This is a genomic window from Robertmurraya beringensis, assembly GCF_042433785.1.
In the GTDB taxonomy this organism is placed as follows: Bacteria; Bacillota; Bacilli; order Bacillales; family Cytobacillaceae; genus Robertmurraya_A; species Robertmurraya_A beringensis.
Genome location: NZ_JBHLUU010000015.1, coordinates 277910 through 292933 on the forward strand (window position 1 = coordinate 277910; position 15024 = coordinate 292933).

Consider the following 15024-nt stretch of genomic DNA (forward strand, 5'->3'; position numbering starts at 1 on the left):
TTTCGTGATTTTTGAAAAAGATGCATCTTCCTTGAAAAACTGTTATCATTTTACATATGTGGCATTTATTTTGTTTAAAGATAAGAATTGGAGGAGAGTCATAGTGGAAAAGATTCAACAACAGTTGATGAAAATTAGAGGCCTACTGGATCTACGAATATTTCGGGTCTTGTTATTCCTCGTCCTTGGCTTAATCCTTTATGCCTCCATGTTTACCAATGTTAAGCCAGAAAAAATGGATTTACGCTTGTTTTCCATTGCGAATCAAACCGTAAGATCTCCAGTAACGATCTCTGATAAAGAGAGTACAGAAAAGAAGAGAGAAGAAGCTGAAGACAGTGTTCAAGATGTCTATTATATGAAAAAGGAAACAAATGAGAATCGTGTCGATTTAATTACCTCAATCTTCGATGCAGCATCGGAAGTGAAGAAGGAACTGCAAGACCAAGTAAACGCTTCAACAGGAACTGCTCAGGGGCAAGAAGGTGGGAATGCAGGAAGTACTCCTTCAGACAAGGAAATAGTCGACAAGATGAAGGGCAAGCTAACAGAGGAAGTCACAAGAAGTATTTCCGATTCTGTCTTGCTAGCACTTGTCTCATCTTCAAAGGAAGAGTTATCCGTTGCTAAGGATGTAACCATAACCGCAATAAATACGGTTATGAATCGAAGAATCCCAGCAGATGAAGTGGAAAATAGTAAGAGGCTTGTAGAGGAAGAACTAAAACTAACTTCAATGAGCAGTCAATTAAAAGCAGCCGTAATTGAGTTAGGACGATATGCCGTTGTTCAAAATGAATTTTTTGATTTAGAGGCTACTCAGGAGCTGAGAGAACAGGCAAAGGAAAGTGTGGAGCCAGCAAAGATATTACAAGGGCAAATAATTGTTGAAGAAAATCAGCTGATTAGTAGAGAAGTCTTTCGTCAGCTCGAGCTCGTTGGTCTTACAGACAATCAGCAATCAACACTGCCTTTTATCGGATTAGCACTTCTTGTTATGGTCATGGTAATTGCTCTATACTATTACTTCCATGAACTCAAAGTGAGTGGAGATATGAAGCAAAATTACTTGCTTTTGTTTAGTATTATCTTTATTCTTTCAATCGTGATGTTAAAAGGAATTAGTCTTCTTCAACAATTTGAGTTTTCAGATTTAGGTTATTTATTTCCTGCTGCCATGGCAGCAATGTTAATAAAAATTTTGGTCGACGATCGACTTGCGATTTTAACAACCATTATTCTAGCTCTTTGCGGAACCATTTTGTTTAGTGAAAACATTACAAGCTCATTAAATGTTAATATTGGAATCTACATCATTTGTAGTGGCTTAGCAAGCATTATGTTCCTTAGTAAACAAAATCAGAGGATGAAAATTCTTCAGGCGGGTATGTTTGTTTCTTTGGTAAATATCATTATTATTTTTGCGTTGTTATTTATTAACAACGGTCACTATAATGCAAAAGAATATACGTTTTACTTTGGTGGTGCCTTTACATCGGGAATTATTGCTGCGATTCTAACCATCGGACTCCTCCCATTTTTCGAGGCCGGTTTTGGAATCCTTTCAACGATGAGATTGATCGAATTATCAAATCCAAATCATCCTCTTCTTAGAAAAATACTTACGGAGGCTCCTGGAACCTACCACCATTCCATAATGGTTGCAAATCTAGCGGAGTCAGCATGTGAGGCAATCGGTGCAAATGGCTTATTAGCCAGGGTAGGGTGTTATTATCATGATATTGGGAAGACCAAGAGACCACAATTTTTTATTGAGAATCAAATGAATATTGAAAATCCTCATGATCGCTTGCCGCCACAAACGAGCAAAAATATTATTGTAGCGCATGCCATAGATGGTGCTGAACTACTAAGACAGTACAAAATGCCAAAAGAAATTGTAGATATTGCAGAGCAACATCATGGCACTACTTTACTCAAGTTCTTTTACCATAAGGCAAAGCAAAATGGCAATGAGGTGCGAGAAGAGGACTATCGATATCCTGGACCAAAGGCTCAAAATAAGGAAATTGCAATTATCGGAATTGCCGATAGTGTGGAGGCTGCGGTTCGGTCTATGCAGCATCCTAACCCTGAACAAATAGAAAGCTTAGTTAAAAGTATAATTGCCGACCGACTACAGGATGGACAGCTGAATGAATGTGACTTAACACTCAAGGAAATGGAAATTATCTCAAACACACTATGTGAAACGTTAAAGGGAATTTTTCATTCTCGAATTGAATATCCAGAGATTACGAAACAGAAGGTGAAACAAGCATGAACTTACTAGACATCGATTTTTTAGATGAAACGAGTGCAATGAAGGAAAAAGCGGTGGAACAAATTGAAGGGTTATTAAATTTAGCTCAAAAAAAACTACAAATTACTGAACCATGTGAGTTATCCGTTACATTTGTTGATAATAACCGTATTCAGGATATTAACCGTGAATACAGGGGGAAGGATAAGCCAACAGATGTCATTTCTTTCGCATTAGAGGAGCTCGGAGAGGGAGAAATCCAAATAAGCGGTGCAAACATGCCAAGAGTACTCGGTGATATCATTATTTCGATTGATAAAGCCCGTGAACAGGCTACAGACTATGGGCATTCTGTGGAGCGTGAGTTAGGATTTTTGGCTGTCCATGGATTTCTACATCTGTTAGGTTATGATCATGAGACAGAAGAAGAGGAAAAGGAGATGTTTGATCTTCAACGGAGTATATTGGATGAGTATGGGCTCGAACGATAAAAGTAACTATAAAACGAGAAATGTCCTATATTCTTTCCGGCATGCCCTATCCGGGTTTAGTAAGGCAGTAAAAGAGGAGAGAAATATGAAAATTCATCTTCTCTTTACAATGGTAGTTATCTTACTTGGCCTTTTACTACAAGTTTCTCGAGTTGAATGGGTGTTTCTTCTCGTATTAATCGGAGGAGTAATTTCTTTAGAATTGATAAATTCGAGTATCGAAAACCTTGTAGATTTAGTGACAGAGGAGTATCATCCACTGGCAAAAAAAGCAAAGGATATGGCAGCGGCAGCAGTTTTTATCTTTTCCATTGTGAGTGTTATCATTGGTTTGATCATTTTCATACCAAGAATATGGTAATAGGGAACCGAACCTATTTTCGGTTCCATTTTTATTTGAAATCGCATTCAAGAAAGAGTAAAATAGGAAAACAAATTGATGGAATTCATTAATATTTAGAAAATTCAATCTTCTTTATTACAATTTTGCTACAATCGATGAAATGCAGAACAAAATGAGGTAAAATAGGAGTATGCAGTCTCCTTGAAAGGAAGTATTAATTTGAGCAAGAATGAAACATTAATTAAAGAAGCGAAAATTGCAAGAGAAAAAGCTTATGTACCATATTCAAAGTTCCAAGTGGGAGCTGCCCTCTTAACGACTGATGGAAAAATATATCATGGGTGTAATGTAGAAAATGCTGCTTTCAGCATGACCAATTGTGCGGAGAGAACAGCTTTTTTCAGTGCATATGCCCATGGAGATCGTCAGTTTGAGATGCTTGCCGTGGTTGCAGATACAGAAGGTCCTGTCTCTCCATGTGGAGCATGTCGTCAAGTGATTTCAGAGTTATGTCCTAAAGACATGAAGGTTATTTTAACGAATTTAAATGGAGATACACAAGAATTAACCGTGGCAGAACTACTACCAGGAGCATTTTCACCGGAGGATTTAAATGAGTAATAATCAAAACCAAGAACACAAATCAGGCTTTATATCTATTATCGGCCGTCCAAATGTTGGGAAATCAACATTTCTCAATCGTGTAATCGGACAAAAAATCGCTATTATGAGTGATAAACCACAAACGACAAGAAACAAAGTACAAGGTGTACTAACAACAAATGATGCACAATTAGTATTTATTGATACACCTGGAATTCATAAGCCAAAGCATAAGCTTGGGGACTTTATGATGAAGGTTGCTCAAAACACATTAAAAGAAGTCGACATTGTTCTTTTTATGGTGAATGCGGAAGAAGGTTTTGGTCGTGGTGAAGAGTTTATTTTAGATAAATTCCAATCAATTAAAACACCTGTATTCCTCGTGATTAACAAAATTGATCTTGTTCACCCTGACCAACTTATGGAAATTATCGTGTCATATAAAGAAAAATATCCTTTTGCTGAAATCATTCCCATCTCTGCGCTTGAAGGAAATAACTTAGAGGTCTTGCTTGATGTGATTAAGAAATACATTCCTGAAGGACCACAGTATTATCCAGCAGACCAAGTAACAGATCACCCAGAAAGATTTATTGTGTCAGAGCTAATACGTGAGAAGGCATTGCATTTAACCAGGGAAGAAATTCCTCATTCATTAGCGGTTGTTATTGAAAAAATGGAACGCATTGAAGACAAAGATGTTGTACACGTTATGGCAACCATTATCGTAGAACGTGATTCCCAAAAAGGAATTGTGATTGGTAAACAAGGAAGCATGTTAAAGGAAATTGGTAAACGAGCAAGGCAGGATATTGAGAACTTACTGGGAACAAAAGTGTTTTTAGAATTATGGGTTAAAGTTCAGAAGGATTGGCGCAACAAAATGTCCCAACTGAGAGATTTTGGGTTCCGTGAGGACGAATATTGATTTACCATTTTTAGAATATTATTCATCTTTCTAGTTTATGCACCTTTTTTATTAACAATATTTTCGACTCATTATTTTTGGTAGACAAGGCTATGATAATGGTAACGATTTGGATTTATTGCTAGTCAACTATTTGAAAGGTGGGGTTTTTGATGATGGATTTTACCTGGAAAGTATTTTCGCAAACAGGTAACATTGACACTTATCTGCTCTTTAAGGAGTTAGAGAAGGAGAATCAAGACATACCCGGGAATCAGGATGATGAGCTAGCAGAGGTTGAATTTCCATATCTCTAGGTTTGTCTCGTACTAGGATGGTGTTCTAGATGTTTCAAAAATGTGAAGGCATCGTCATTCGAACAAATCATTATGGTGAAACAAATAAAATTGTCACTCTATTCACACGTGAATGGGGGAAAATTGGGGTGATGGCACGCGGTGCAAAAAAGCCAAACAGTCGCTTAGCTGCCATCACTCAGCTTTTTACATACGGTCAATTCTTAGTGCAAACAAGCACCGGTCTAGGGAGTTTGCAGCAAGGAGAAATGCTTTCCTCGATGCGCTCTATTAAGGAGGATATCTTCCTTACCGCTTATGCAAGTTACGTTATTGATCTAACAGATAAAAGTACTGACGAAAAAAAGGCAAATCCTTTTTTATTTGAGATGCTATATCAAACGCTAAATTATATTAACGAAGGCTATGACCCAGAAATTATTGTTCATATTTTTGAAGTGAAAATGTTGAATACATTAGGGTTGTATCCAATCCTTAATCAATGTACCGTTTGTGGAAGTACAGACGGTCATTTTTCATTTTCGATCCGAGAGGGCGGATTTATCTGTCATCGTTGTTTGGAAAAGGATCCACATCACTATAAAATCTCTCAGTCAACAGTAAAACTACTTCGTTTATTTTATTTCATTGATATGAGTAGGTTAGGGAATATATCTGTGAAGCAAGAAACGAAGGCTGAGTTAAAAAAGATTATTACTGCTTATTATGATGAATACTCTGGTTTACATTTAAAAACGAAAAAATTCCTAAATCAGATTAGTCAACTAGGAAGTATTGATTTTAAAAGTTGACAACAGACGTTGTTTCCGCTAAGATTCAAATTAAATTTAATATTTGCGTTGAAGGAAAGGAGTACTTAACTTTCTCTACTTTGAAGCGATCCTAGGACGGTGAAAGCTAGGAATAGAGTGTTAAGGAAGGGCGTTCCCGAGCAATTTCGGATTAAGGTGGCTGACATATATTATGGTCGGCAAATAGGGTGGAACCGCGGGTAACTCTCGTCCCTATGCTTAAAAAGGCATAGGAGACGGGAGTTTTTTTGTTTGCCCAAAAAAATCATCTCTTATGCGATAAATTTTGGAGGTGTACGATGAATATTCAAGACATGATTTTAACTTTGCAAAAGCATTGGTCTGATCAAGGATGTATTTTGATGCAAGCTTACGATGTGGAAAAGGGTGCTGGAACTATGAGCCCTTATACGTTCTTACGCGCGATAGGACCTGAACCTTGGAATGTAGCGTATGTGGAGCCGTCCAGACGACCAGCCGACGGAAGATACGGTGAAAATCCTAATCGCTTGTACCAACATCACCAATTCCAAGTGATTATGAAGCCTTCTCCTGACAATATTCAAGAACTTTATCTTGACTCGTTGAAGGCGCTGGGAATCGATCCTCTTCAACACGATATTCGTTTTGTAGAGGATAATTGGGAAAACCCATCGCTTGGTTGTGCAGGGCTTGGTTGGGAAGTATGGTTAGACGGTATGGAAATCACGCAATTTACGTATTTCCAACAGGTAGGTGGACTTGAGTGTAAGCCTGTTTCAGTTGAAATCACTTATGGAATCGAGCGCCTTGCTTCGTATATTCAAGAAAAGGAAAATGTATTTGACCTAGAGTGGACGAACGGATTTACCGTTCGTGATATTTTCTTACAGCCTGAATATGAGCACTCAAAATATACTTTTGAAACATCAGATCCTGAGATGCTTTTTAATCTGTTTAACATTTATGAAAAAGAAGCACACCGTCAAATGAACGAAGGTCTTGTTCATCCTGCTTATGACTATGTCTTAAAATGCTCTCATGTATTCAATCTTCTAGATGCTAGAGGCGCTATTTCGGTTACTGAACGTACTGGTTTTATCGGGCGATGTAGAAACCTGGCAAGAAAGGTAGCTAAAACGTTCTATGAAGAGAGAGAAAAGTTAGGATTCCCGATTCTACAGCAAAAGGGGGAAGATACGCATGAATAAGCAAGATTTATTACTAGAAATCGGGCTTGAGGAGATGCCGGCTCGGTTTGTGACAGGGTCAATTGAACAGTTAACATCAAAAATTGAAAACTGGTTAAAAGAGAAAAAGATTTCGTTTGAGTCCATCACTCATTTTTCTACTCCAAGACGTCTAGCAGTTATTGCTTACGGTGTTAGTACTAGCCAAGAGGATGTAGAGGAAGAGGCGAAAGGACCTGCTAAAAAGATTGCTGTTGACCACGAAGGCAATTGGTCGAAAGCGGCTATAGGATTTACTAAAGGTCAAGGAATGTCTGTTGAGGACATCTATTTTAAAGAAATTAATGGGGTCGAGTACGCTCATGTTCGTAAGTTTACGAAAGGGCAAGCGACAAAAGAAATACTTCCTGAGATAGAACATATTATTACAGGACTTACATTCCCTAAGAATATGCGTTGGGCAAATGAAACACTAAAATATATTCGTCCGATCAAATGGTTACTGGCTATATATGGAAGTGAGACTATCCCTTTTGCAATCACGAATGTATCAACGAGCAATCGTACAATCGGGCATCGTTTCTTAGGAAAAGAAGTAGAAATCGGTACACCAGAAGAGTATGTAACTAAGCTTTTAGCTGAATTTGTAATGGTTAATTCTGAAGAAAGAAAAAATGCAATCCTCTCACAAATTTCTAAGTTAGAGGAAGAGCAAGGCTGGACAATTCCTGTCGATGAGGAGCTATTAGAGGAAGTAACGAATCTAGTGGAATATCCAACAGCTTTATTTGGTAGATTTGAGGAAGAATTTCTAGAGCTTCCAGAAGAAGTACTTATCACATCCATGAAAGAGCATCAGCGCTATTTCCCTGTTAAGAAAAAGGACGGTACACTACTGCCATACTTTGTAACAGTGAGAAATGGGGATCATATGCATCTTGAGACAGTAGCTAAAGGAAATGAGAAGGTACTCAGAGCAAGACTATCAGATGCAGCATTTTTCTATAGAGAAGATCAAAAAACGAGTATTTCTGATTCTCTAGCTAAGCTTGCTTCCATTGTCTATCATGAGGAAATTGGTACTCTTTCTGAAAAGGTTGCTCGGGTTCGTTCGATAACAAATCAGTTAGCAGAGTTATTAAGCTTTAACGAAGAAGATAAGAAGACAGTGGATCGTGCTGCTGAGATCAGTAAGTTTGATTTAGTCACTCATATGGTATATGAATTCCCGGAACTTCAAGGGTTCATGGGTGAGAAGTATGCTAGACAAAAAGGAGAATCTGAAGCAGTTGCAGTTGCAATTAATGAACACTATATGCCAAGAAACGCAGAAGACTCAACTCCTAAATCGAATAGTGGTGCCCTTCTCGCCTTAGCAGAGAAATTAGATACGATTGTCTCGTTTTTTGCAATCGGTAATATACCAAGTGGTTCACAGGATCCATATGCATTAAGAAGGCAAGCTTCAGGAATTGTTCAAATTCTAATCAATAAAGAATGGAATGTTTCATTAACTGATCTTCTCCGTCTATCTATTCGTTCTATAAAAGAAAAGGGAATCGGAGAAAAAGCTGAAGAGGAGTTACTGGTTGAGCTTCTTGCTTTCTTCAAGCTCCGCTTAAAGCATTATTTACAGGAACAAAGCATTCGTTATGACATTATTGATGCCGTATTAGAAAAAAATATTACAGCTTTACCTGCACTGGTTAAAAAGGCATCTGTTCTTCAAACGAAAAAAGATGCGAGCGGATTTAAAGAGACAGTTGAAGCTCTTAGCCGTGTACTAACCATTTCTAATAAAGCAGTGGAAAATGTGGCAATCAATGAGTCCCTGTTTGAAAACGATTATGAGACAGCACTATATAATCAATATCGTAGTGTGAAATTGGAATTAGAATCAAATGAAGTGAGTGAGGAAGAGTTTTTCGACAAACTTGCCTCTTTACAAGAGGCAATCAACGATTTCTTTGACCATACAATGGTTATGGCTGAGGATCAAGCGTTGAAAAACAACCGATTAGCAGTAATGTCAAAGTTGGCAGAGTTGATTATGAGCTTTGCGAATGTGAAGGAAATTGTAACAAAATAGACTTTATAAAAGAGGGCCTTCTGAATGGTGAAGGCTCTTTTTATCCTTATGTCTTTTCATTTATGAGAGATAGTATATAATAATTTTATATAAGTATGACATACATATGAGCCTAAAGGGCAATTAGGTGGTGAGTACAATCGAGCTAAATAAACGGCAAGAGCATATTTTGCAAATTGTGAAGGAAAATGGACCGATTACCGGAGAGCATATTGCAGAACGACTCAATCTAACTAGAGCTACACTTCGACCAGATCTAGCCATTCTAACCATGGCTGGATATTTGGATGCACGGCCAAGGGTAGGTTATTTTTACACAGGGAAATCAGGCACTCAATTATTAACGGAGAACTTAAAGAAACTGTATGTGAAGGATTATCAGTCGATTCCGGTAGTAGTGAACGAAAACGTTTCTGTTTACGATGCGATCTGTACCATGTTTCTCGAAGATGTTGGAACATTATTTGTTGTCGATCAATCTTCATTGCTCACGGGCGTATTGTCTAGAAAAGATCTGCTTCGAGCAAGTATTGGAAAGCAGGAACTAACCACATTACCGGTGCATATCATCATGACAAGGATGCCTAATGTTACCATGTGCGGAAAAGACGATCTACTCATTGATGTGGCACATAAATTAATTGATAAGCAAATTGATGCATTGCCTGTTGTTAGGGAATCGGAAAGAGGTTTCGAAGTACTTGGTAGGATCACCAAAACAAATCTAACAAAGGCGTTTGTAGCATTAGCAGAAGGAAATTAACACTTTCGAAAATGGAATTACTCGATTCGCATTACACTATTACAAAAGATGTAGGAGATGAGGAAGTTGGGGAAAATGCCAATCGTCTACGTGGTATCAGATTCTGTAGGAGAAACTGCAGAGCTCGTAACAAAAGCAGCGATAAGCCAATTTGATGGACAAGAAGTCACAATCAAGAGGTTTCCATATGTAGAGGATAAATCCAATATTGATGAAGTGATTTCACTTGTGAAATTAGACGGTGGGATGGTTGCCTATACACTTGTAAAGCCAGATATGCGCGAGTATATGAGAGATACAGCGAAGGCAGAAGGGATTTATGCATGTGATATTATTGGACCTTTAATTGACCAAATACAAGATATCTGTGGTAAACAGCCTTTATTTGAACCTGGTTTAGTTCGGAAGCTTGATGAGGACTATTTTAAAAAGGTGGAAGCAATTGAATTTGCAGTTAAGTATGATGATGGTCGCGATCCACGAGGAATATTAAAGGCTGATATCGTCTTAGTGGGTGTTTCGAGAACTTCAAAGACTCCATTATCACAGTATCTGGCTCATAAACGTATTAAAGTGGCTAATGTTCCGCTTGTCCCTGAGGTTGATCCGCCTGAGGAATTGTTTAAAGTGCCTTCAGAGAAATGCTTCGGATTAAAAATCAGCCCAGAAAAGCTGAATAATATTAGACGAGAAAGATTACTTTCTTTAGGTTTAAATGACCGAGCAAGCTATGCGAATATTGAACGAATTAAAGAGGAAATCGAGTATTTTGATAAAATTGTCTCAAGAATAGGATGTCATGTAATTGATGTAACCAACAAAGCTGTTGAGGAAACAGCAAATGTTATTTTAAACCGTTACTTAAAAAGAGGATAAATAAAAGAAATAGCGCATAAAATGATGTGCTATTTCTTTTTATTGTTTGGGGAGTAACACAAAAAAAGTAATGGAAAAATAGACTTTTTTATACTATAATAAAAAATTGTGATAAAAATGTATCAGATTAGGTTTAGACTTCACTATGAACGAATAAACTATTTATTGTCAGAAGTCAAGATACTCGTCCGAAAAAAATTCGACAAACGCTTTTCCACTAAGTTATTCCTTGAAATAAGGAGGAATATATGGAGTGATGTAGAATTAATAGTACATTAGGTTTACCAAAGGTTCTTGTTGATGCAGATTCCTGCCCAGTGAAGCAGGAAATTGTCGAAATCGCGTCGAATTTTTCATTAGAAGTTATTTTTGTTGCATCTTATAATCATATGAGTTCAACAGAAGCTACAGGAACATGGAAATATGTCGATACGGGCAAGGAGGAAGTTGACTTATATATCATGAACCATGTGGGTAAAGGAGACTTTGTAGTCACCCAAGACATCGGGTTAGCTTCGACTCTCGTGAATAAAGGTGTTTATGTACTTTCTCCAAGGGGGAATGTATACGAAGAGAAGGATATTAATCTTGCTCTTGATATGAGGTATCTTGCCGCGAAAGCTAGGCGACAAGGGATACACTCAAAAGGGCCCAAACGTTTTGGTCAAACTGACCGAGATGATTTTGCGAAAAATTTTTATAGCATTTTGTCGAAATTTGCAGGAAATCTATAATTTATCGCGAATTACTCACTAATACCTGGAGTTGTTTTCATGGCAGAACGTATCCCTGAGGATAAAATTAATGAAATTCGCCAGGCGGTTGATATAGTGGACGTGGTTAGCGACTATGTTCAGCTAAAAAAACAAGGTCGGAATTATTTTGGACTTTGTCCGTTTCATGGAGAAAACTCTCCGTCCTTCTCCGTTTCTCCGGATAAGCAAATATATCATTGTTTCGGATGTGGAGCAGGTGGAAATGCATTCTCATTCTTAATGGAACAAGAAGGTGTCTCATTTATAGAAGCGGCTGTTAAACTAGCTAAAAAAGGAAATGTTGAGCTACATATCGATTCGTCATCTCACACTAATACTAGGGCGATTCCGAATGATTTTCAGCAGATGATTGACGCTCACGATTTATTACGTAAATTCTATCATCATTTGCTAGTAAACACAAAAGACGGTCAACATGCACTTGAGTACCTTTTATCGAGAGGCTTTACAATCGAAGCGATAGAAAAATTTCAAATAGGCTATTCATTAAATTCGTGGGATTTTGTTTACAAATTTCTTACGAAACGTAATTTTCCTCCTGATGTAATGGAAAGAGCAGGGCTCGTTATAAAACGTGAACGTGATGGTACTTATTTTGATCGCTTCAGAGACCGCATTATGTTTCCTATATTAGACCACAAAGGCAATACAATTGCATTTTCAGGACGATCTTTAGGGTCGGATGAGCCAAAGTATTTAAACAGTCCTGAAACAGCAATTTTTAACAAAAGTAAAATTTTATATAATTTTCATCAAGCAAGGGCAAGTATTAAAAAAACGAATCAAATCGTATTATTTGAGGGGTTTGCTGATGTAATAGCTGCCGATCGATCAGGTGTACACAATGGTGTGGCAACTATGGGAACATCTTTGACAGACGATCATATCGTGTCGATCAGGCGGAGCGCTGAAGCAGTTACGATTTGTTACGATGGAGACAAAGCTGGAATTGAAGCCGCTTATCGGGCTAGTCAGCTTCTTCATTCCTCGGGAATTCAGGTTCGAGTGGCAATATTGCCAGATGGAATGGATCCTGATGACTATATTCGTCAAAATGGTGAAGAGAAATTTCAAAACGAAATTATCTCTGCTAGTGTAACATTAATGAATTTTAAACTTCGGTATTTAAGACGAGGAAAGGATTTAAATAATGAAGGAATTCGCCTCCAATATATCGAAGAAGTATTAAAGGAAATAAGCCAACTTGAGAAGGTAGTGGAACGAGATCACTACTTGAGACAGCTAGCAAGTGAGTTTTCACTTTCACTTGATGCATTAAAGCAACAACAAAAACAATTTTTCTTTGCGAACAAAAAAGGAAACCGTGAGCAATACGTTCAAAAAAGAAATCAAGATGTGGTTATCAAACAATCTTCCAACTTAAGGCCGGCTTATGAAACTGCAGAAAGACGTTTAATAGCTTATATGTTAAAGGATTATGACATAGCATATAAAGTGCAGGATTTGTTAAATGGTACTCCCTTAAATATTGATGAGCATCAAGCAATCATCACTTATTTGTATGGTTACTATGAAAAGGGACTCGAACCAAATCCTAGTGATTTCCTAACGTATATAAAAGATGAAAAGCTTAGACGTACGGTAGCAGATATTGGAATGATGTCTATAGGTGAGGAAATAAGCGACCAAGAACTTTCCGATTACATTAAGCAGGTGTTTAATTATCAAAAGATGTTAAAAATAAAAGAAAAAGAAGCAGAAGAGAAAGAAGCAGAGAGACAAAAGGATCATGGAAGGGCTGCTGCGATTGCGATGGAAATTATCCAATTGCGCAAAACATTAAAGATTTGAGTTTGTTGTTTGACTTTGGAAGGAGGGGTACATATGGCTGAAAAATCGGCCCGTTCAAAAGAGGTTGATTCAGATTTGACCCTAGAACAAGTAAAAGATCAGTTAACAGAGGTTGGAAAGAAAACAGGGGTTCTAGCCTATGACGATATTGCAGAAAAATTAGCTAATTTTGATGTGGACTCTGATCAAATGGATGAGTTTTATGAATTTTTAGGTGAGCAAGGTGTAGAATTAGTGGGTGACTCTGAAGATGGTGACCCAAATATTCAGGAGCTTGCTAAAGGTGAAGAAGAATTCGATTTAAATGATTTAAGCGTACCGCCAGGTGTTAAGATTAATGACCCAGTCCGAATGTATTTAAAGGAAATCGGTCGTGTGGACTTATTGTCTGCAGAAGAGGAAATTTCACTTGCTAATCGTATTGAACAAGGTGACGAAGAAGCAAAGCGCCGACTAGCAGAAGCAAACCTACGTCTTGTAGTTAGTATTGCAAAACGTTATGTTGGTCGCGGTATGTTGTTCCTTGATTTGATTCAAGAAGGAAATATGGGATTAATTAAAGCTGTTGAAAAGTTTGATTATCGCAAAGGGTTTAAATTTAGTACGTATGCTACTTGGTGGATTCGACAAGCAATTACTCGTGCGATTGCTGACCAAGCAAGAACCATCCGTATCCCCGTTCATATGGTGGAAACCATCAATAAATTAATTCGTGTTCAACGTCAGCTACTTCAGGATCTTGGACGTGAACCAACTCCAGAAGAAATTGGAGAAGATATGGATTTAACGCCTGACAAGGTTCGTGAAATCCTGAAAATTGCTCAAGAACCAGTTTCTTTAGAAACACCAATTGGTGAAGAAGATGACTCGCATTTAGGTGATTTCATTGAGGATCAGGATGCTACATCCCCTTCTGAGCATGCAGCTTATGAACTGTTAAAAGAACAGCTTGAAGATGTCCTTGATACATTAACCGACCGTGAAGAAAATGTTTTACGACTTCGTTTTGGACTTGATGATGGCCGCACGAGAACTTTAGAAGAAGTAGGAAAAGTGTTTGGTGTCACTAGAGAACGAATAAGACAAATTGAAGCAAAAGCGTTAAGAAAGTTAAGACACCCTAGCCGTAGCAAGCGTTTAAAGGATTTCTTAGAATAAAATGATTGTCTAAAAATAGTTTACTTCTTACAATAGAGGTAAACTATTTTTATGTGTATAGCAAGAGAAAGGACAAGGTATGAGTGATAATCGGAAAGAAATCATTGTTAAAGAAATTCAGTATTGGAAAGAAACGAAGCTGTTACCAGAACAATATTGCAATTTTTTATTAGCTTTATATACAGAAGGTGAACAAATTAACGGAAAGAAAGTTGGAAAAAGAAGCATCAAGAAGAAGTTTTTACTCGCTTATACTCCATTGCTACTGGTTCCATTTGGTATATTTATATATTTTACTGAATTATCTTTCTTTTTGCAAACGACTCTTTATGCTTTATTGCTATTATTTGGATTTGGTGCTAGTTTTTATTTTTTTAGAAAAGCGACTGACTTTATCATTCCAATGATTTCTACTGCCCTCATCGCTTTGTTATGCTCTGTAGATCTAGCCACATATTTTTTTCCTAATAATCATGTAAGCCTTTATGTAATCATTACTTTGAACTGTATCGTTTGGTTTATCATTGGCAAAAAGGCAAAGTTATTGTACTTTAGCATTTCTTCCATTTTAGGGCTGCTATTACTAATTGGATCTATATTTATATAATGATTATTTATTGTAAAATTTAAAATGTTAGGAAAATGATTTAACTCCTTATATAATAG

General features: G+C 37.3%; 15 protein-coding genes and 1 other annotated feature. All 15 genes read left to right on the top strand.

The window, feature by feature from the left end; all coding sequences use genetic code 11:
- Positions 1 to 103: 103 nt before the first annotated feature.
- The 15 genes from ACFFHF_RS03680 (at position 104) to ACFFHF_RS03750 (ending at position 14965) form a co-directional block, all read left to right on the top strand.
- The gene (locus ACFFHF_RS03680) at positions 104 to 2284 is read left to right on the top strand and encodes an HD family phosphohydrolase (protein ID WP_377057613.1); all 2181 of its coding nucleotides are present in this window, start codon (positions 104 to 106) and stop codon (positions 2282 to 2284) included.
- Positions 2281 to 2754, top strand: coding sequence for an rRNA maturation RNase YbeY (ybeY, locus tag ACFFHF_RS03685; protein WP_377057614.1), 474 nt, complete (start codon positions 2281 to 2283; stop codon positions 2752 to 2754). Before ACFFHF_RS03680 ends, ybeY begins: the two co-directional genes overlap by 4 nt.
- Positions 2738 to 3115 (top strand): diacylglycerol kinase family protein, encoded by a 378-nt coding sequence (locus ACFFHF_RS03690; RefSeq protein ID WP_377057658.1) that lies wholly within the window; start codon positions 2738 to 2740, stop codon positions 3113 to 3115. The genes ybeY and ACFFHF_RS03690 overlap by 17 nt, the downstream gene beginning before the upstream one ends.
- A 201-nt stretch (positions 3116 to 3316) precedes the next feature.
- Positions 3317 to 3718 carry a cytidine deaminase gene (locus ACFFHF_RS03695; RefSeq protein WP_160547437.1) on the top strand — a complete coding sequence of 134 codons (402 nt, stop codon included), beginning with the start codon at positions 3317 to 3319 and terminating at the stop codon, positions 3716 to 3718.
- Positions 3711 to 4628 (top strand): GTPase Era, encoded by a 918-nt coding sequence (gene era, locus ACFFHF_RS03700; protein WP_160547436.1) that lies wholly within the window; start codon positions 3711 to 3713, stop codon positions 4626 to 4628. The genes ACFFHF_RS03695 and era overlap by 8 nt, the downstream gene beginning before the upstream one ends.
- A 152-nt stretch (positions 4629 to 4780) precedes the next feature.
- Positions 4781 to 4924 (top strand): YqzL family protein, encoded by a 144-nt coding sequence (locus ACFFHF_RS03705; protein ID WP_119709169.1) that lies wholly within the window; start codon positions 4781 to 4783, stop codon positions 4922 to 4924.
- 29 nt (positions 4925 to 4953) lie between these two features.
- The gene (gene recO, locus ACFFHF_RS03710) at positions 4954 to 5715 is read left to right on the top strand and encodes a DNA repair protein RecO (protein ID WP_377057615.1); all 762 of its coding nucleotides are present in this window, start codon (positions 4954 to 4956) and stop codon (positions 5713 to 5715) included.
- 39 nt (positions 5716 to 5754) lie between these two features.
- Positions 5755 to 5933 (top strand) — a binding site (T-box leader).
- An 81-nt stretch (positions 5934 to 6014) separates the two neighbouring features.
- The gene (gene glyQ, locus ACFFHF_RS03715; RefSeq protein ID WP_119709167.1) at positions 6015 to 6905 is read left to right on the top strand and encodes a glycine--tRNA ligase subunit alpha; all 891 of its coding nucleotides are present in this window, start codon (positions 6015 to 6017) and stop codon (positions 6903 to 6905) included.
- Positions 6898 to 8973 (top strand): glycine--tRNA ligase subunit beta, encoded by a 2076-nt coding sequence (glyS, locus tag ACFFHF_RS03720; RefSeq protein ID WP_340904660.1) that lies wholly within the window; start codon positions 6898 to 6900, stop codon positions 8971 to 8973. Before glyQ ends, glyS begins: the two co-directional genes overlap by 8 nt.
- Before the next feature lie 130 nt (positions 8974 to 9103).
- Positions 9104 to 9736 (top strand): transcriptional regulator CcpN, encoded by a 633-nt coding sequence (gene ccpN / locus ACFFHF_RS03725; RefSeq protein ID WP_162927788.1) that lies wholly within the window; start codon positions 9104 to 9106, stop codon positions 9734 to 9736.
- A gap of 66 nt (positions 9737 to 9802) precedes the next feature.
- Positions 9803 to 10612: a pyruvate, water dikinase regulatory protein gene (locus ACFFHF_RS03730; protein WP_119709164.1), complete on the top strand. Its 810-nt coding sequence runs from the start codon at positions 9803 to 9805 to the stop codon at positions 10610 to 10612.
- Between the two features lie 263 nt (positions 10613 to 10875).
- Positions 10876 to 11346, top strand: a complete 471-nt coding sequence (locus ACFFHF_RS03735) for a YaiI/YqxD family protein (RefSeq protein WP_340906293.1) — start codon at positions 10876 to 10878, stop codon at positions 11344 to 11346.
- Positions 11347 to 11385: 39 nt separating this feature from the next.
- Entirely contained in the window at positions 11386 to 13200 is a 1815-nt protein-coding gene (gene dnaG, locus ACFFHF_RS03740; RefSeq protein WP_160547433.1) for a DNA primase, read from the top strand.
- A 33-nt stretch (positions 13201 to 13233) separates the two neighbouring features.
- Complete coding sequence (gene rpoD, locus ACFFHF_RS03745) at positions 13234 to 14358, top strand: RNA polymerase sigma factor RpoD (RefSeq protein WP_160547432.1); 1125 nt, start codon at positions 13234 to 13236, stop codon at positions 14356 to 14358.
- A gap of 79 nt (positions 14359 to 14437) precedes the next feature.
- Positions 14438 to 14965 (top strand): hypothetical protein, encoded by a 528-nt coding sequence (locus ACFFHF_RS03750; protein ID WP_160547431.1) that lies wholly within the window; start codon positions 14438 to 14440, stop codon positions 14963 to 14965.
- Positions 14966 to 15024: the final 59 nt, after the last annotated feature.

Excerpts from the sequence above, each read along its gene's own strand:
- ybeY (WP_377057614.1), top strand. The coding sequence starts at position 2,281 with ATGAACTTACTAGACATCGATTTTTTAGATGAAACGAGTGCAATGAAG.
- ACFFHF_RS03690 (WP_377057658.1), top strand. The coding sequence starts at position 2,738 with ATGGGCTCGAACGATAAAAGTAACTATAAAACGAGAAATGTCCTATAT.
- era (WP_160547436.1), top strand. The coding sequence starts at position 3,711 with ATGAGTAATAATCAAAACCAAGAACACAAATCAGGCTTTATATCTATT.
- ACFFHF_RS03705 (WP_119709169.1), top strand. The coding sequence starts at position 4,781 with ATGATGGATTTTACCTGGAAAGTATTTTCGCAAACAGGTAACATTGAC.
- recO (WP_377057615.1), top strand. The coding sequence starts at position 4,954 with ATGTTTCAAAAATGTGAAGGCATCGTCATTCGAACAAATCATTATGGT.
- glyQ (WP_119709167.1), top strand. The coding sequence starts at position 6,015 with ATGAATATTCAAGACATGATTTTAACTTTGCAAAAGCATTGGTCTGAT.
- glyS (WP_340904660.1), top strand. The coding sequence starts at position 6,898 with ATGAATAAGCAAGATTTATTACTAGAAATCGGGCTTGAGGAGATGCCG.
- dnaG (WP_160547433.1), top strand. The coding sequence starts at position 11,386 with ATGGCAGAACGTATCCCTGAGGATAAAATTAATGAAATTCGCCAGGCG.
- rpoD (WP_160547432.1), top strand. The coding sequence starts at position 13,234 with ATGGCTGAAAAATCGGCCCGTTCAAAAGAGGTTGATTCAGATTTGACC.
- ACFFHF_RS03750 (WP_160547431.1), top strand. The coding sequence starts at position 14,438 with ATGAGTGATAATCGGAAAGAAATCATTGTTAAAGAAATTCAGTATTGG.